The sequence below is a fragment of the Candidatus Competibacter phosphatis genome, assembly GCF_012939995.1.
GTDB classification, from domain to species: domain Bacteria; phylum Pseudomonadota; class Gammaproteobacteria; order Competibacterales; family Competibacteraceae; genus Competibacter; species Competibacter phosphatis.
On sequence record NZ_SPMZ01000053.1, the window covers coordinates 1 to 14,901 of the forward strand.

12 protein-coding genes are annotated in these 14,901 nt (G+C 60.5%); all 12 read right to left on the reverse strand.

All coding sequences use genetic code 11. From position 1 onward, the window contains the following. Positions 1-266, reverse strand: a 266-nt coding sequence (locus E4P82_RS15925) for a transposase (protein ID WP_246327633.1), incomplete at its 3' end; no start/stop codon positions are given. Positions 267-414: 148 nt separating this feature from the next. Further along, the gene (locus E4P82_RS15930; RefSeq protein WP_169249811.1) at positions 415-1,251 is read right to left on the reverse strand and encodes a hypothetical protein; all 837 of its coding nucleotides are present in this window, start codon (positions 1,249-1,251) and stop codon (positions 415-417) included. A gap of 59 nt (positions 1,252-1,310) precedes the next feature. Further along, positions 1,311-1,895, reverse strand: a complete 585-nt coding sequence (locus E4P82_RS15935) for a potassium channel family protein (protein ID WP_211203174.1) — start codon at positions 1,893-1,895, stop codon at positions 1,311-1,313. A 559-nt stretch (positions 1,896-2,454) separates the two neighbouring features. Next, on the reverse strand, positions 2,455-4,185 hold the full coding sequence (locus tag E4P82_RS15940) for a DUF1214 domain-containing protein (protein ID WP_169249813.1): 1,731 nt from the start codon (positions 4,183-4,185) through the stop codon (positions 2,455-2,457). Positions 4,186-4,264: 79 nt separating this feature from the next. Further along, positions 4,265-7,045, reverse strand: coding sequence for a sulfatase-like hydrolase/transferase (locus E4P82_RS15945; protein WP_246327634.1), 2,781 nt, complete (start codon positions 7,043-7,045; stop codon positions 4,265-4,267). Positions 7,046-7,152: 107 nt separating this feature from the next. Beyond that, a complete protein-coding gene (locus E4P82_RS15950) occupies positions 7,153-7,785 on the reverse strand; it encodes a hypothetical protein (RefSeq protein ID WP_169249814.1) in 633 nt (210 codons plus the stop codon). Positions 7,786-7,827: 42 nt separating this feature from the next. After that, positions 7,828-8,412: a hypothetical protein gene (locus E4P82_RS15955; RefSeq protein ID WP_169249815.1), complete on the reverse strand. Its 585-nt coding sequence runs from the start codon at positions 8,410-8,412 to the stop codon at positions 7,828-7,830. 20 nt (positions 8,413-8,432) lie between these two features. Beyond that, complete coding sequence (locus tag E4P82_RS15960; protein ID WP_169249816.1) at positions 8,433-9,260, reverse strand: DUF2092 domain-containing protein; 828 nt, start codon at positions 9,258-9,260, stop codon at positions 8,433-8,435. 708 nt (positions 9,261-9,968) lie between these two features. Then, the gene (locus tag E4P82_RS15965) at positions 9,969-10,973 is read right to left on the reverse strand and encodes an AraC family transcriptional regulator (RefSeq protein WP_169249817.1); all 1,005 of its coding nucleotides are present in this window, start codon (positions 10,971-10,973) and stop codon (positions 9,969-9,971) included. Positions 10,974-11,417: 444 nt separating this feature from the next. Further along, positions 11,418-11,969, reverse strand: coding sequence for a hypothetical protein (locus tag E4P82_RS15970; RefSeq protein WP_169249818.1), 552 nt, complete (start codon positions 11,967-11,969; stop codon positions 11,418-11,420). A 25-nt stretch (positions 11,970-11,994) separates the two neighbouring features. Further along, positions 11,995-14,196: a polyphosphate kinase 1 gene (ppk1, locus tag E4P82_RS15975; protein WP_169249819.1), complete on the reverse strand. Its 2,202-nt coding sequence runs from the start codon at positions 14,194-14,196 to the stop codon at positions 11,995-11,997. Beyond that, a complete protein-coding gene (locus E4P82_RS15980) occupies positions 14,186-14,893 on the reverse strand; it encodes a hypothetical protein (protein ID WP_169249820.1) in 708 nt (235 codons plus the stop codon). The genes ppk1 and E4P82_RS15980 overlap by 11 nt, the downstream gene beginning before the upstream one ends. Positions 14,894-14,901 lie beyond the last annotated feature (8 nt).

Below are 14,901 nucleotides of genomic sequence, written 5' to 3' on the forward strand. Positions count from 1 at the left end.
CTCCATCTCCCAGTCGCTTTCTCGCCCAGCAGCTTCTTCAATTGGCTATTCTCCGCTTCCAGTCGCTGATCCGCCGTCTGTGCCTTCGCACCGTTTAATCCTTGGCGACCCGCCGCCAGAAATTGCTCTTTCCACCGGTAGACCTGGTTTTCGTTGACCCCGTGCTGGCGAGCAATCTCCGCCACGCTTTGACGCTCGCTCAAGACTGCCAGCATGATTGCTAATTTTTCCTCAACGCTCCAACTCTTGCGTTGCTTCCCCATCATGACCTCCACTAAAAGTCTCTTCAGTTTGACTTCTTATGGAAGAAATTCGTGGGGCATTACCGGTGGTCGGCGGACTGGCCGGCAGGATACGGTGAATGATCGAGGCTTCGCGGCGTATGGGTTTCGGCTCAGTCTCTACCCGCTGCTTCTACCAGCGGAAGGTGGCACCCAAGGCCGGACCCGCCATACGCATATCTTCCAGGATTTCATTGCCGCTCGTCGAGTAGGAGAGGTTACGGTACACGAGCACGAGATCGCCCCAGTCGAAGCGATAGCCGACCCCGGCCCATCCCTGCCAGGTCCAGTTCGAGTAATTGCCCGCGCCGATGTCGAGATAGTACGGCAGGAACCAATCGCCACCAGCGCCGAGCCCCACCGAGCCGCGCACGCCGACGATGCCGTCCCAGACGTTGATCCGGTTGGAACTACCTCCCGAGCGTCCGATCACCCCTTCCGGCCCGGAGAAACTCAAGTCGGTCGAGGTCTTCAGGCTCAGATAGCGAACGCCGCCGAACACGTCCAGCGTCCCAGCAGGACTGCGTGCCACGGTGTAGCTGCCGATACCCTCCCAGATCAACGACTTGATATCCACGTCCACATTCACGTCAATCGGTAAAGACTCTTCGCCTTCCGGTCCGCGCACATTCTTGATCTTGCCCTTCTGGCCACTGAAGTCGTTGTAGACCAAATCCATCGCCAGCGCCCAGTCGCCTTTGCGCGCTTCGAAAGTACCCATCAGGGCGAAATCCAGGTTGCTCAGATAGCTGTCCGGCTTGACCTCGATATCGACGGTTTTGCCTCCTCCCAATGGAGTGCCGAGCTGAATCGTCTGGTAGATATTCGGAAACCAGGCATAGGGCGTGAGGCTGTAATGCCACTGCCCGTCGTATATGTCCACACCAGCGGCCGATGCTGCGCCGCCCGATGCCAGAATGCCGGTGACCAGTACCCACGATCCTGCTTTCAATATCTTTTTCTGCAACATGGCATGCCTCTCCGGGTTTCGTCCCGAGTGATGGGGATAGTGTCTTTCTTCAGAATTGCTCATTTGGATTCCGAATCTGTATCCGTCGCCGATATTTTGGTTTGTTGGGACAAATTCTGGGCGGAATGTACCGCCACCAGGCGGGATACCAGTACCGCCATATAAAAGAGACCGGAAATGGCCTCCATGATCGCGAACATGCGCGCCACCCTGGAAACCGGGGCCACATCGCCATACCCCACGGTGCTGAGGGTGACCAGGCTGAAATAGAAGGCATTGAAACCTTTCATGGTGCCTTCATGCAGTTCAGTGTTGAAGGCAAACGCGCCCGGCGTCAGTTGAGCGGTGAGTTCATAGATTGGAATCCATAGCAGTCCCAGCATCAGGTAGCCAGCCAGACCTGCGCAGAGCACATTCGTATCCACCCTCGGAGCATGGAGAATGAATATCAGTAACTGCCCAACGATAAAGGCGAAGAATGCCACGGTTGCAACCAGGAGCACTGAGATGGAGACCAAGCCAGGGGCAAAAAAATTGAGCCATTTTCCGATCAGCGCAGGTGTAATCAGCACAAGCGCAATCGCCAGAATTCGGCGTTTGCCTCCGGTCGCCAGCACTGCCGATACCATCACGAGCGTCAGCAAGATCGATTCAATCAACTCCCCGTTAGGCAAGATATCCACAAAGGGGGTAGCCACGAAAAAAAAGCAGCAACGCCACCAACAACTCAATGGCGGAGTAATGAAACTGGATGGCATGGTGACGGAATTTTCCCGAAGATGGGCTGACGGGATCTGACGTTTTGCGCAAGGGTTTCATTTTCGGCCCGATTCAGAGCCATACACGAGTCGGTCGGGTGACCGCCTCGGCAATCGCTTCGGCATCCCGGAAATCGTTCTTGTTCGATCGATCCGTTTCACCACGGCGGTCAGTCAGCGTCATGGCCGCCACCTCACGACCATGGCTCCATGGTCCCGTTGCTTCACTCGGGATGACGCATGGGTGAAGCCTCGGCACGATTGGCGCGATCATGTACGTGTTTAGCTTAGTCGAGATTGGTCTTCGTTGCTTCCGAGGCCAGGTTGAGTAATGCCAGGAAGGTGGCCGCATGGATGCTCAGGATTTGCGATTCATTCATCGTTGCTATGGAAGCTTTACGAAAACGCCCCTCTCGTTTTGGGAGAGGGGCGTTGATGAGGTTCTTTATGGCAGTAATTCAATTTCACCGGGACGCCAAGTCTTGTCGAACCAGGGTTCCAGTGGACCGTAGAGGCGCAAGATCATGAACCAGCCCTTGCCGGGAATCGTTTGCACCCAGTTGTTTTCCATGCCCGCCGGGGCCTTGGGGCCGAAGAAGACATCCACCGAGCCGTCCGCGTTGATCTTGACCCCCTTGTTCTGGCTGCTCACGCTTGGGGCCTGCTGATCGGTCTGGAGCATGGAGCGGGTCTGAGTGTCGTAGACGATCACCGACCAGAAGTCCTTGACCGGGATGTTCGGCGGCAGGTGCAGCTTGTAGGTTTTGGCGCCGTCGAACGGGTTGCCGTTCGCGTCCAGCGCGGTCCAGGGGTACTGCGACCCCTTGCCGACCATCTTCTCTTCCATCGCGGGGGTCACGCCGGTGGCGAAGAAGTAGAAGAAGATGGCGCCATCCAGATTGCTCACGCCCGGCGAGACCTCGAACTTGTAGCCGCCGAAGAAGGGCAGGCGCCACTGGCTGTCCGGGTAGAAGAAGGCGTCCTTTTCGCGCATCTTGAACGCCAGGGCACGCGCGGTCGCCGCGCCGACGTTCGCGGCGTCGGTCAGGATCTTCTTCATCCGCTCGTCCGGCTTGAAGGGCTTGCCCTTTTCGATGCCGATCGAGGCGAAGAGACCCAGCGTGGTCGGATCGGAGCCCTCGCTCGGCTCTTCCTGGATGACCTGGTTCAAGAGTTCCCAGAAGCTGTAATCGCCGGGGAAGACGAAATTCGAGGGGATGCCCGATGCATTGGCGAGCTTCACCGGGGCGGGATTGGCGGCATCGGCGAGCGGATAGATCTTCAGGGTTTTCTTGACCGACTCGACCCCGGGCTTCGGCGATCCATCCACTAGAAAGGTCCGGAACGGTACCCAGTTGCCGTAGGTGCTCGGGCGTACGACGAAATAGCCTTGTGGAACCTCACCCTTGTAACCGGGAGGCAGGATCAGATACTTGCCGCCCTTGCCCTTATCGGGGCCGGTAATGCCGACATCGGTGACCCAGCGATACCAGAAGTCGTCGACGGCGCCCAAGGACATCGGTGGGATCTCCAGCGCCACCGGCCCCTTGTGGGTATCGATCCAAATGAAGTTGTAGATGGTGTTGTCGTTTGCGGTCAGCTCCACGGTCTTGGGGTCGACCAGATTCTCCCAGATCACATCTGTCTGGTTGTCCGGCCCAAACTGGCGCAGCGAGTCGCGCATGCTGGCCTGGTTGACCATCGGGATGGCCAGCAGATAAGCCTGAAGTGCACGCGACCGGTCCAAGTTGTCGTAGATCTTCTCGATGGTGTCGGGCTTTGGCACACCGTCCCTCAAGTGCAACGTGCCGATCGAGGTTTCGAGCGTGTCAGGCGTGGCGACGCCCGGCGCAATCGGCGTGGTCATCTTGTACTGGATCGCAGCGGTTGATCCCGGTGTTCCCGTGGCGACAACCAGCTTTTGGCCGACCTTGATCTCGTTCGACGCGAGCTTGTTGTGTGCCTTCAGCTCGGTGACCGAGACACCGAATCGCTCGGCGATGGCATCCAGATCATCGCCGACGCTGACGACATAAACGGCGGAAGCGGCATCGTATTGGCCTTCCGCGTGATGGCGAACTCCGCTGTCGGCGGCCTGGGCGCTGCTCGCGCAGAGCAACAGAACCAGGGCGCAGGCGGTTATACCGTTGCGATAGCCTCGTAATGGTTCGTTCATGGCATCTCTCCGTCAGTGATATGGAAACGGGCCGCTTCTTGCGAAGCGGCCCGGGTGGTTCTCATAACCGAAACGCCAATTACTCGCGGCCGGCTTCGAGCTTCTTCAAGGCTTCCTCGAATTTCTTGATGTCCGCCGCCGACAACTGCGGACGGTCTACCTTGATCGTCAGCTTGTTGAGCTTGGCGGTCAGCGGGAACGGCGGCATGTAATCCGCGTCATTCACGCCAGTGATCGTGTCGGAGCCGATGTCGAAGCTCTCATCCCATTGCAGGATGATGGGAATCGTCCTCTCCATCTTCTTGGTCGCAACCACCTTGCCATCGACCTTGAAGGTGGTGTCCGCGGGTCGGCCGATACCCGAGAAGTTGTTGTACGCCATCGTGCCCACCCCGAGTCCGTCATACTTGGAATCGAATTCGATGGTGTGTTGGCCGGGCGTGAGCGCGTCCGGACCCTCCCACTTCACATGCTCCAGATCGAGCAAGTTCCACAGGAACACCGGCTTACCCTTGAGCAGGTACATGCCGAAGCCGGCGAAGCGCCCGCCGGAAGTCACGATCATGCCCTCGGCGCCACCTTCGGGAACGGTGATGTCTGCGGTGATGGTGTAGGAGGTATCGAGCAGATACGGCGCATCGCCCTGGGGCAGACCCGTCATGGGGTGGGTATAGACATACTCGCTGCGACCGGCGGTGAGGCTCGGGCGTGCGGCCGCCACGCGAGCTCCGACCGACGCGTCCAGCGGCAGGACCTGATATTTCTTCGCTTCCTCCAGGAACAGCGCCCGCATTTCCTTCACCTTGTCCGGATGCTGCGCGGCAATGTCTTCGGACTGGTTCCAGCTCTTGCTCAGGTCGTAGAGCTGGAAAACCTGGTTGTTCAACGGATCCGTGTTCGCTACCGAGAACGCGTCCCACGGCGCGCGATCCACCTTGGTGCTCAGCAGCCAACCATCCTTATAGATCGCCCACTGGCCCATCATCTCGAAGTACTGGACGGTATGCTGGGAAGGGGCATCGGCATTGGCTTTGTCGAAGGTGTAGGCGTAGCTGGTGCCCTCGATCGGTTTCTGCTTGATGCCGTCCACATATTCGGGCGCCGAGATGCCGGTGACTTCCAGGATCGTGGGCACATGATCGATGACGTGCATGAACTGCTGGCGCAGACTGCCCTTGTCCTTGATGCGCGCCGGCCATGACACCACCATGTTCTGGTTGATGCCGCCGAGCCGGGAGGCATTTTGCTTGAACCAGTCGAACGGCGTATCGAAGGCCCAGGACCAGCCAGCCGACATGTGGTTGTAGGCGAACTCGGTGCCCCAGGCATCATAGAACTTCATCTGCACATCCACGGGCGGCTTCACACCGTTGAAGAACGCCACTTCGCTGTACGTGCCTTCCGGCCCACCTTCGGCACTCGTACCGTTGTCGCCGTTCTGGTAAATGATGAGCGTGTTGTCCAGCTTGCCCAGATCCTCGAAATGCTGGATGACGCGACCGATCTCGTGGTCGTTGTAGGCGACATAGGCCGCGAACACCTCGACCTGGCGGATGTAGAGCTTCTTCGCCTCGTCCGAGAGTTCGTCCCAGGGCGTGAGGATGTCCTTCGGCCACGGCGTCAGCTTTTGATCGGGCGGAATGACGCCGAGCTTCTGCTGATTCTTGAAGATCCGCTCGCGCAGCTTCTCGTAGCCATCGTCGAAGAGATGCATCGCATGAATCTTGTCCACCCACTCCTTGGTCGGATGGTGCGGCGCATGTGAGGCGCCGGGGCAGTAGTGGAGGAAAATCGGCTGACCCGGATTCGTCTGGTTGATCCGATCCATCCAGTCGATGGCGTCGTCGGCCATCGCGGTGACCAGGTTCCAGGAACTTTCCTTGCCGGTGACCGGCCAGATCTTCGCCTTCGGATCCGAGCGGTCCATCTTCATGGTGCTCGGGAAATCCCGGAAGGGATAGATCTGCGTGGTATTGCGGAAGAGATTCGGCCCCCACTGGTTGGCGTCGCCGCCGACGAAACCGTAGAAGTAGTCGAAGCCCATGCCGGTCGGCCACTGGGTGAACGGCCCGGCCTGGCTGGCCTCGTAGGTTGGTGTGTTATGGTCCTTGCCGAACCACGACGTCGCATAACCGTTGTCGCGCAGGATGCGTCCGATCGTCGCGTTGTCCACGCCGATGACGCTGTTGTAACCGGGGAAGCCGGTGGCCTGCTCGGCGATCACGCCGAAGCCCACCGAGTGGTGGTTGCGTCCGGTGATCAGCGCGGCGCGCGTCGGCGAGCACAGCGAGGTGGAGAAAATACGGTTGTAGCGCAGTCCATTCTCCGCGATCCGGTCCATCGCGGGCGTCGGGATCACGCCGCCGAAGGTGCTGGGAACGCCGAAGCCGGCGTCATCGGTGAGGATGAGCAAGATGTTCGGCGCACCCTTGGGAGGCACGACACGCGGTGCCCACCATTGTTTGGAATTCAGGGCATCGTCCTTGATCACGCCGTCGAACTTCGGCTGGGGTGCGGGAAGCTGGTTACCGGGAATGGTGGTCGTGGCACTGGGTGAGCCCAGGACACCGGTGACCTCCACTTTGGTACCGCTCGACGTCCCCGCCGGAATGACCAGCTGCTGACTGATCTCAATCTCGTTCGAACTGAGTTTGTTCTGCTCCTTCAACGCGGTCGCGGCGACCCCGAAGCGTACGGCAATCGCGTCCAGATCGTCGCCCTCGACCACCTTATAGGTGGCGGTCGTGGCGTCGTATTGACCTTGCGCGTGATGGCGCGGTCCCGAATCGGCGGCTTGGACACCGCCGAAAGCGAGACAGCCCACAAAGATCCAAGCTAGACAGATAGGTTTTTTCATCATGCCATCCTCCTCAAAACACATGATTTTGCAGGCTAATCGCTTGAAGAACCCCGCCCTCCCAAGCCCTCTCCCGAAGGAGGAGAAGAGCAGCGTTTGGTACACCTTCCTTACTCTTGCTTGTTTTGGAACCAAGGGCCGGGGCCGGCCGTCGGTTCGACCGACACGGCCAGCTCCTGGGTGTAGGTTGCCCGCACCTGATCGCCCGCTTTCAGATCCTTGATGTCCATGTCGGCCGGGATCTTCAGGGTCACATGATGCACCGCGCCTTGGATCAGCACCGTGCGTTTTTCCTTGTCGACGGCGAGTACGGTACCGACCATCTGCACTTTCTCTTCCACCACCCCGGCCGGCATCTCGCCCTTCGGTGCACGGCCGACGCTGACGGTGACCACCCGAGCATTGACGCCTGTGCCCTTGACGACTTCGAGCGACACCGCCAACGCTTGGCGATAGGTGGCCACCACCGTGTCGCCGGCCTTCACCTGCGCCAGATTACGCACTTCGTCGCCGACCTGGATGGTGAAGGGTTTGCCGTCCTCACCCTTCAGGGTGAGCGTCCGGTGCCTTTGATCCACCTCCAGCACCATGGCGGTGGCGGTCATCTTCTCGCCGACATCCAAGGCATCGGCAATCGCCGCCACGGTCGGCGCGGCGGTCGAGGTGGCTTTGTCCTGCGCCATCGCCGTGATTGCCAGTAGGCTGGTGGCGGCCAGCAGGGTCAAGGTCATTGCTTTCTTCATTACCGCACTCCTCACTTGTTGGTTGGGCTGTGTTAGGTCTGATTAAAATGGGTTGGCGACGACGGTGTAGTACACGCCGTTGCTGCCGAAGTGCGGCTGGTAGTAGCTACTGCCACAGTTGTAGTAGCGAATACCGTTGGCGGAGACACTGTTGCAACCGCTGCCGGGCAGGGCCATCACTTCGGTGCCGATGGCGGGGCCGGTGACGTACACCGGTTGCTGCACCACTGTCGTGCTACTGGCGGCCGAGCCGATGGCCGCGCCGGCGGCCAGTCCCACCACGCCGGCGGCGGCGACCGCGCCGGCGCTGTAGCCGCCCACGCAGCCCCAGCAACCGCCTGCATGGTAGGCCGGGTGGTAATAAGCGCCGCCACCGTAGCCCGCGTGATAGGCGCCGCCGTAGCCGACGTGAGTCACGCCGCCGTAGCCGACGTGAGTCACGCCGCCGTAACCGGCGTGATAGGCGCCGCCAAAGCCACCGCCGCCGTAGCCGGCATGATGCCAGGAGGTGAAGCCGCCCGCGCCAGCGTGGAAGCCGCCGCCAAAGCCGCCACCGCGCCAGGCGTTGGCGTGTATCGGCAGGGTCGAAAGTCCGGCGAGAGCCAGGATCAGTAATTGTTTGCGCATGAGGGTTGTCTCCACGGTCGTTATCGGCTGGTGCCGGTCAAGGCGCGGAAGTCCATCGGCTCGGCGCCCTGGGGTTTTGCGAAGGTGAAGAGATGATCGGGAAGCTTCGGTTTGAGCTTCCAATCGTAGTATTCCACCATGAAGCGGGGAGCCCCTTGCACATCGGGCAGGATGCCGGCGATCTGGCAGGGCAGGTCGGTCTTGGCGTCGATCCAGATTTCCCCCGTGATGCCTGGCGCGGCCAGCGCCACATGCTCGCAGCGGGTGCCGCGAATGACGGAGTAGCCGGCGTAGAAGGCGCTGGTGATATCCCGGGTCAGCTCGGCGTAGGGATCGCTGTAAAGCACATCTTCGAAGGGCAGCAGAATGCCGGCCGTTTTCGCCGCGAATGGCACCAATTCGTCGATAGTCTTGGGGGCATCGGTCGTGGCGTAGAGTTTGTGGGTCGGTTCGTAGGCAGTCATCTTTTCGCCGTTGAAGTAGAAATCGAACGGCGGAGCGTCGCCGCGAATTTCGGCGCTCAGCTTATTGGGCCGCTTGACCGCGACCACTGCTTCGGTGAAGAAGGTGATGAATTGCCCAGTGCCACCCGGCGCTTCGGTCGAACTACGAGTGCGGACCACGAACTCCGAGGTAGCGGCCAGCTTGGCGCTCATCTTCTTCAACAAGTCGAGCGCACCCTGTTCCATGACCTTGGCGGGGGTGGTGGAGGTGGCGGGGGTGGTAGTTGGCGCGGGCGTCGCTTCCTTCGCCGGCTCGGGCGCTTTCTCCTGGCCAAAAGCCGGGGCGAGGATCAACGGTGACAGAAAAGCGAACGTCGAGGCGATTCGCCAGAGTTTGGCCTTCATTTTTACCTCCATTAGGTCAGCGGAAATCGGGAAAATGACGCCCTTGTGCTAGGGAAGGTTCAGGGATTGCGGGGATGTGATGTCCTCGCCATCGAAGGCTTGTCGGGTGCTGGTTCAAGTCGAATCCATGCCCCAATGTCCCTGGTCTGAACCGGCGTCGCGGTCGAGTCACCAGTAGTACCATTGTCGCCGGGGGCGGGCTGGAAGCCGATCTGGATGGCTTAATCCAGTATAGGTCAGGGTGGGATGCCTGTTCGTTCAGACCGGATTACTCGTTCCAGCGACCAGCAAGAACGTGGACGAAAGCAAGCTGGAGAAGACGAATCGGCGCATGACTCTGGATTCCGTTGAGGACGACAAATCGAGATTTGCGGGATGAGCTTGGTGGCGTGAAGGAAATCACCGGAAAAATGGTTCGGGTGATCGGATTTCAGTCAGAGTCAATCCGACAGGGATGATGGGTTTCCCCTCACACCACCCCGTGCTCCTGAAGGCAACAACCTCAATACGGCAAGCTTGCGTGATTCTCGCCATGGTGCGCTGGCCTTGCTTGACATTTCGCGACATTTTATTTGCACGATGAGACAGAGGCGGTCGACATTTGCCATCGAAAGCAGCGATGGGCGATCGGCAACTGGATTGATTCGCGGAAGGCTCACTCAGTGTGCCGCCGCACTCGCACCGGGAAGGGGCAGCGGGATCAAGTGGTTAATCGTGCTGGAGCGCTGCCCGCCAGGCGGCGGGGGTCGCACCGGACCAGCGGCGGAACGCGCGGGTGAAGGCGCTGGTGCTGGCGTAGTTGAGGGAAACCGCAATGTCCACCATCGGCATCCGCGTATCCCTGAGCAGTTGCTGGGCGATCTCGAAGCGGGTTTCGTCCAGCAACTGTTTGAAGGTGATCCCCAGCGCGTTCAGCCGCCGGTTCAAGGTGCGTCGATGCATCGCAAGGAGTAATGCCGTCTGATCCACGGAAGGGCATCCCGCGACGATCAGGCTCTGCAAGATCCGACGTAACTGGCTGACAAAATCACCATCGCTCAGCACGTTGAGCGTTTCGATCTCCGCTTCTAGAATTCGGCGCAACTGCGGGTTGACACCCTGCATGGGTTGGTCGAGCCAAGTCGCGGGAAAGACCAGCGCCGTCCGCTCGGCATCGAAGCGCAGAGGTACCTTGAAAAAAGCGCGGTAGGGTTCCCGATCCACGGGTTCGGCATGGCAAAACAGGACTTCGGACGGTTGCCATTTAGCCCCACACAGCGTTTTCATGAGGTTGAAGGCGATCGCCATCGCACCGTCGTAGATTTGGTCGGTACTGGCAACGTTCTTCTGGTAAATGGTGTACCCCAGCATCGCTGTCTCATTCTGAACCTCCAGCGTTGGGACAGCGCCGCGATCGTGCAGATGCAGGTGCAGGACAAAGTTACGGAGCGCGGTCCGAACGTCCGGCGAGTGCTGTGACAGCAACCCCACAATGCCGAGCGACGAAATCCCTCCTTGTCGCCCCACCAGGAGCCCGAAGTGTGGACAGCCGCTCCGCGCCACGCACAGGCTCAAGACTTGGCCCAAGGCTGTGAAGGAGATCGTATTTTCAGGATCTTCGAAGAGCGCGGGATCGATCCCGGCCTCTCGCATGACGTCGATGGGATCGACCGTCATTTCGCGGAGCAATTGCGGAATTGGAATGAGTGGGCCGATCCGCAGCGTGCCGTCCATGACCAATGCCAAACCTGAGCGCGACCGAACGGACCCGGATACCGGAAATTGCTGAATCGCCATCGCGCCAGACCTCACTGGCATCGTCGTCGCCAGGTTTATTGTTGAATGAACGGTTCATGCGCCGCTCTCTACTCAGTCTGGACCCCGCGCCGCAACCAACGTTTCGACGATTGACGAAAGAGAAAAGCGACCGTGATCAAGATTAGTTGATCACGGTCGCTTTTTGCTGGATGAGCGATGGGATGAACCTCACCCAGACCTCTCCAAGCCACGCCGTGGCTCAGCGTGAGGAGCATCCTAGAGGGTTCCGCATGCCCTGCGAGGGGAAGGAGGACAAGCACACCAATGATCGCTGGTTGACGCGGGGTAACACGGGATTGAACAGACCCACACCCCATCGCATCGCCCATAAATCTCTTGGCGAAGGTGTTATCCGGGTTCTCAAGGCGTGGCGGCCATCCATCGCAAGGCTTGCGTCAGGCTTGGCAGGAATCGCTCGATGGCCGGCGCGGGCCGTGGCGCGAAACGCGCATGCCAGTAAGGATTGGCACGAATCCGCGCATCGACCTCGTCGAGGATGCGCGCCGTCCAGTCGGGATCGTCGGGCGCCACGGTCAGCACCTCGAACCGATGCTCCGCCCCTTCCATGGCCACGCCCGGCGAATCGTCCACATGCAGGTCGATGCCGAAAGCGGGAGGATACTTCGACGGCCCGCGCAAGCCGACTTTTCGCTCGTGCACGGTCCGGTTGATCACGCCTTCAACCTGGATTCCGCAACTACCGAACCAGGATTTCAGGTAGTGGGTAGATCGATCGGAGGAAGTGTAGATCCAGATCTTGCAACGTCTGCGGACCAGCGCCGCCATCAGCGACTCCGTACCCCGTCGCAGACGTTCGGGGTAGCGCCAGCGACGCCAGCGGGAAATTTCCCGTTCGGTGGGCACGGACGCATCGCAAACCAGGGTGTCGTCGATATCGAAGGAAATACGCATGAATCAAGCTCTTATCGTTATTAGATCAGGGTAGGATCGCCGCGCGACGCCGGGTCAAATCCATCAGCCAAGCATGAGTCCCCAACACGGCCGGCCCCGTTCCTTCTTCGGTCGATTGGCTGCGGACGTAACTGCCGTCGGGTTGCATCGACCACGCCTGCCGGCGGTCTTGCAGGCAAATGTCGAGAATCTCCCACAAGCGCTCGCGCGCCGCCCGATCCTCGACCGGCGCCGCCGCTTCGACCCGACGCGACAGATTGCGGAACATCCAATCGGCCGAACCGATATAGAACTCGCCCGCCAGCGGGTCTTCCTGGCCGTTGGCGAAATGGAAAATCCGCGAATGTTCGAGAAAACGGCCGATGATCGAACGTACCCGTACGTTCTCGGTCCAGCCGGGCACGCCGGGCGCCAGGCAGCAGAAGCCGCGCACGATCAGATCGACCGGCACGCCGGCTTGCGAGGCCGCCGACAGCGCCCGCGCCAGCACCAGATCCTCGACCTGATTCATCTTGGCGACGATGCGCGCCGGCCGTCCGGCTTGATGGTGTTCGATTTCCCGTTCGATGTTTTGCAGGAAGCGCTGGCGCATGTTGATCGGCGCGACCAGCAGCTTTTCGAAACGCGGCGCGCGCGAGCAGCCGGTCAGATAATGAAACAGGTTGACCACATCCATGGTGATGGCCGGATTGCAGGTCAACAGGCCGACGTCGGTGTACAGCCGGGCAGTCTTGACGTGGTAGTTGCCGGTGCCGACATGGGCGTAGCAGCGCAGGTCGTGCCCTTCCTTGCGCACCACCAGCGCCACCTTGGTGTGAGTCTTCAGTCCCATCACGCCATAGGTGACGTGCGCGCCGGCCTTTTGCAGCTCCTGAGCCCACAGCAGGTTGCGAGCCTCGTCAAAGCGCGCCTTCAGCTCGATCGCGCAGGCGACCTGCTTGCCGGCCTCGGCGGCGCGGATCAGCGAGCGCACGAACGGTGTGTCGTCGCCGACCCGGTAGACCGTCATCTTGATTGCCACCGTCTGCGGATCGATGGCGGCGTCGCTGATGAAGTTCTCGACGCTCAGATCGAAGCTGTCATACGGATGATGGAGCAGCAGGTCGCCGGCCTGGATGGCCGCGAAGATATCGGTGTCCGCATCGGGCAGGCGCGGCGGCGGCAACGGCGTCCAGTGCGGGTCGCGCAGACTCGGTACATCCAGGCCGGCGATCTGGAACAGGCCGGTGTAATCGAGCAGGCCGGGCAGTTCGTACACGTCGTCCTCGGTCAGCTCGAACCGCTCCATCAGCCCCTGCCGCAGCGCGGGGTTGACGTCCGGCGCCAGATCCATCCGCACCACCGGTTCGAAGCGCCGTTGTCGCAGCGCCTCGGTCACCGCCTCGCGCAGGCTTTCCTCCTCCTCGTCGAGCTCGATCTCGGCGTTGCGCAGGATGCGAAACAGTGAAGCGTCGATGAATTCCATGCCGGGAAACAGCTTGTCGGCGCTGTGCCGGATCAGATCCTCCAGCCGCAGGAAGCGCCGCTCGCCGGGCGCGGCATCGGCCTTGAGCGGAATCCACGACGGCAGCATGGTCGGAATCTTGACCCGCACCGGTACGTATTCCTCCGACTCCGGGTTGCGCAGGATGAAACCCCAGTTGGTCGATAGATTCGACATGAACGGGAAGGGGTGCGCCGGGTCCAGGCCGAGCGGGGTCAGCGCCGGGGAAACGTTGCGGTCGAAAAAATGGGAGGCTTCGTCCCGCTGGGCTTCGGTCAGTTCGTCCCAGGCGGCGAGGAGGATACCGTGACAGGCTAGCTTCGGGAGCAAGGCTTGGTAGCAGCGCGCCTGCTCCACCAGCAGGTCGAGCACCGATTTGCGGATTTGCGCGAGCCGATCGCGCGCACTGCCGGTCCGCGCCACCGGATCGTCCTCGCTTTCGACCTCCGCCACGCCGCGCAGCAACCCGACCCGCTTCATGTAGAACTCGTCGAGATTCGAGGTGAAGATCGCCAGGAACTTGAGCCGTTCCAGCAGCGGCGTGCGCTCGTCCAGCGCCTCGTGCAGCACGCGCCGGTTGAATTCGAGCCAGCTTAGATCGCGATCGACCCAGGCGTGGGCCAGCAACCCCTCGCGCGGGGCGAGCGGCTGTTCGGATTCCGCCTTTCGCCGCGTCCGGGCACGTTTGGGTTTGACCCGCTGCAAGCTCAGGGACGGCCGGGTTTCGTTATCGTTAGGGGACATTCAGGGTTTCCTTCAATGATGATCTCGGATTCACCGGCGCGGGGGTCGTCAGTAAGTAGTCGGAACCGGGCTGATCTTGCAGAAATCGGGCAAAGCGCTTCTTGATGCCCGGCAACCGGAAGAGCGCCAAGGGACCGAGTTTGTTGGTTTCGCGGATCACCGTCGATGGATCGAAATAGGTCCGGGCATTCTCCACTGTCAGCACGAAAGGCGGCAAGCCATTCCGCAGCAGGACATAGCTCGCGACCAGAACGCCGGTGCGATGATTGCCCTCGATGAACAGTTGCGGTTTGCTAAGAATGCGCACGTAGAGGCCTGCGGCCAGTTTCCAGGCCGGCTCGTGCCGATGGCGGAAGTACCACTCGACGATATCCTCGATCCCGCCTTGCCGTTCTTCGTAGAAATAGCGTTCGGTGGCCTTGATGTGCGCGGCGAATTCAGCGCGCCGCTCCGGGTTCCGACCGCATAGCACCAGGGTATTCAATTCCAGCAGGTGCTTGTGTTGGCCCATAACGAAAAAGTCGATGCCCGCATCCACCAGGGCATCGACGTAGGCATAACCCGCCAGCAGATTTTCGACGACCTCGTCACTCATCGGGTCCCGCTGCCAGCTCAGTTGCTGGTTGATGACCTCGAATTCCATTTGTACCCGACGCAGGGATGTCGCGATCGCCTCCAGGTCCAACGCCGCTCTCATCTCTCATC

Coding starts and splice junctions, on each gene's coding strand:
- E4P82_RS15930 (WP_169249811.1), bottom strand. CDS start 1,251: ATGTTGCAGAAAAAGATATTGAAAGCAGGATCGTGGGTACTGGTCACC.
- E4P82_RS15940 (WP_169249813.1), bottom strand. CDS start 4,185: ATGAACGAACCATTACGAGGCTATCGCAACGGTATAACCGCCTGCGCC.
- E4P82_RS15945 (WP_246327634.1), bottom strand. CDS start 7,045: ATGATGAAAAAACCTATCTGTCTAGCTTGGATCTTTGTGGGCTGTCTC.
- E4P82_RS15950 (WP_169249814.1), bottom strand. CDS start 7,785: ATGAAGAAAGCAATGACCTTGACCCTGCTGGCCGCCACCAGCCTACTG.
- E4P82_RS15955 (WP_169249815.1), bottom strand. CDS start 8,412: ATGCGCAAACAATTACTGATCCTGGCTCTCGCCGGACTTTCGACCCTG.
- E4P82_RS15960 (WP_169249816.1), bottom strand. CDS start 9,260: ATGAAGGCCAAACTCTGGCGAATCGCCTCGACGTTCGCTTTTCTGTCA.
- E4P82_RS15965 (WP_169249817.1), bottom strand. CDS start 10,973: ATGGACGGCACGCTGCGGATCGGCCCACTCATTCCAATTCCGCAATTG.
- E4P82_RS15970 (WP_169249818.1), bottom strand. CDS start 11,969: ATGCGTATTTCCTTCGATATCGACGACACCCTGGTTTGCGATGCGTCC.
- ppk1 (WP_169249819.1), bottom strand. CDS start 14,196: ATGTCCCCTAACGATAACGAAACCCGGCCGTCCCTGAGCTTGCAGCGG.
- E4P82_RS15980 (WP_169249820.1), bottom strand. CDS start 14,893: ATGAGAGCGGCGTTGGACCTGGAGGCGATCGCGACATCCCTGCGTCGG.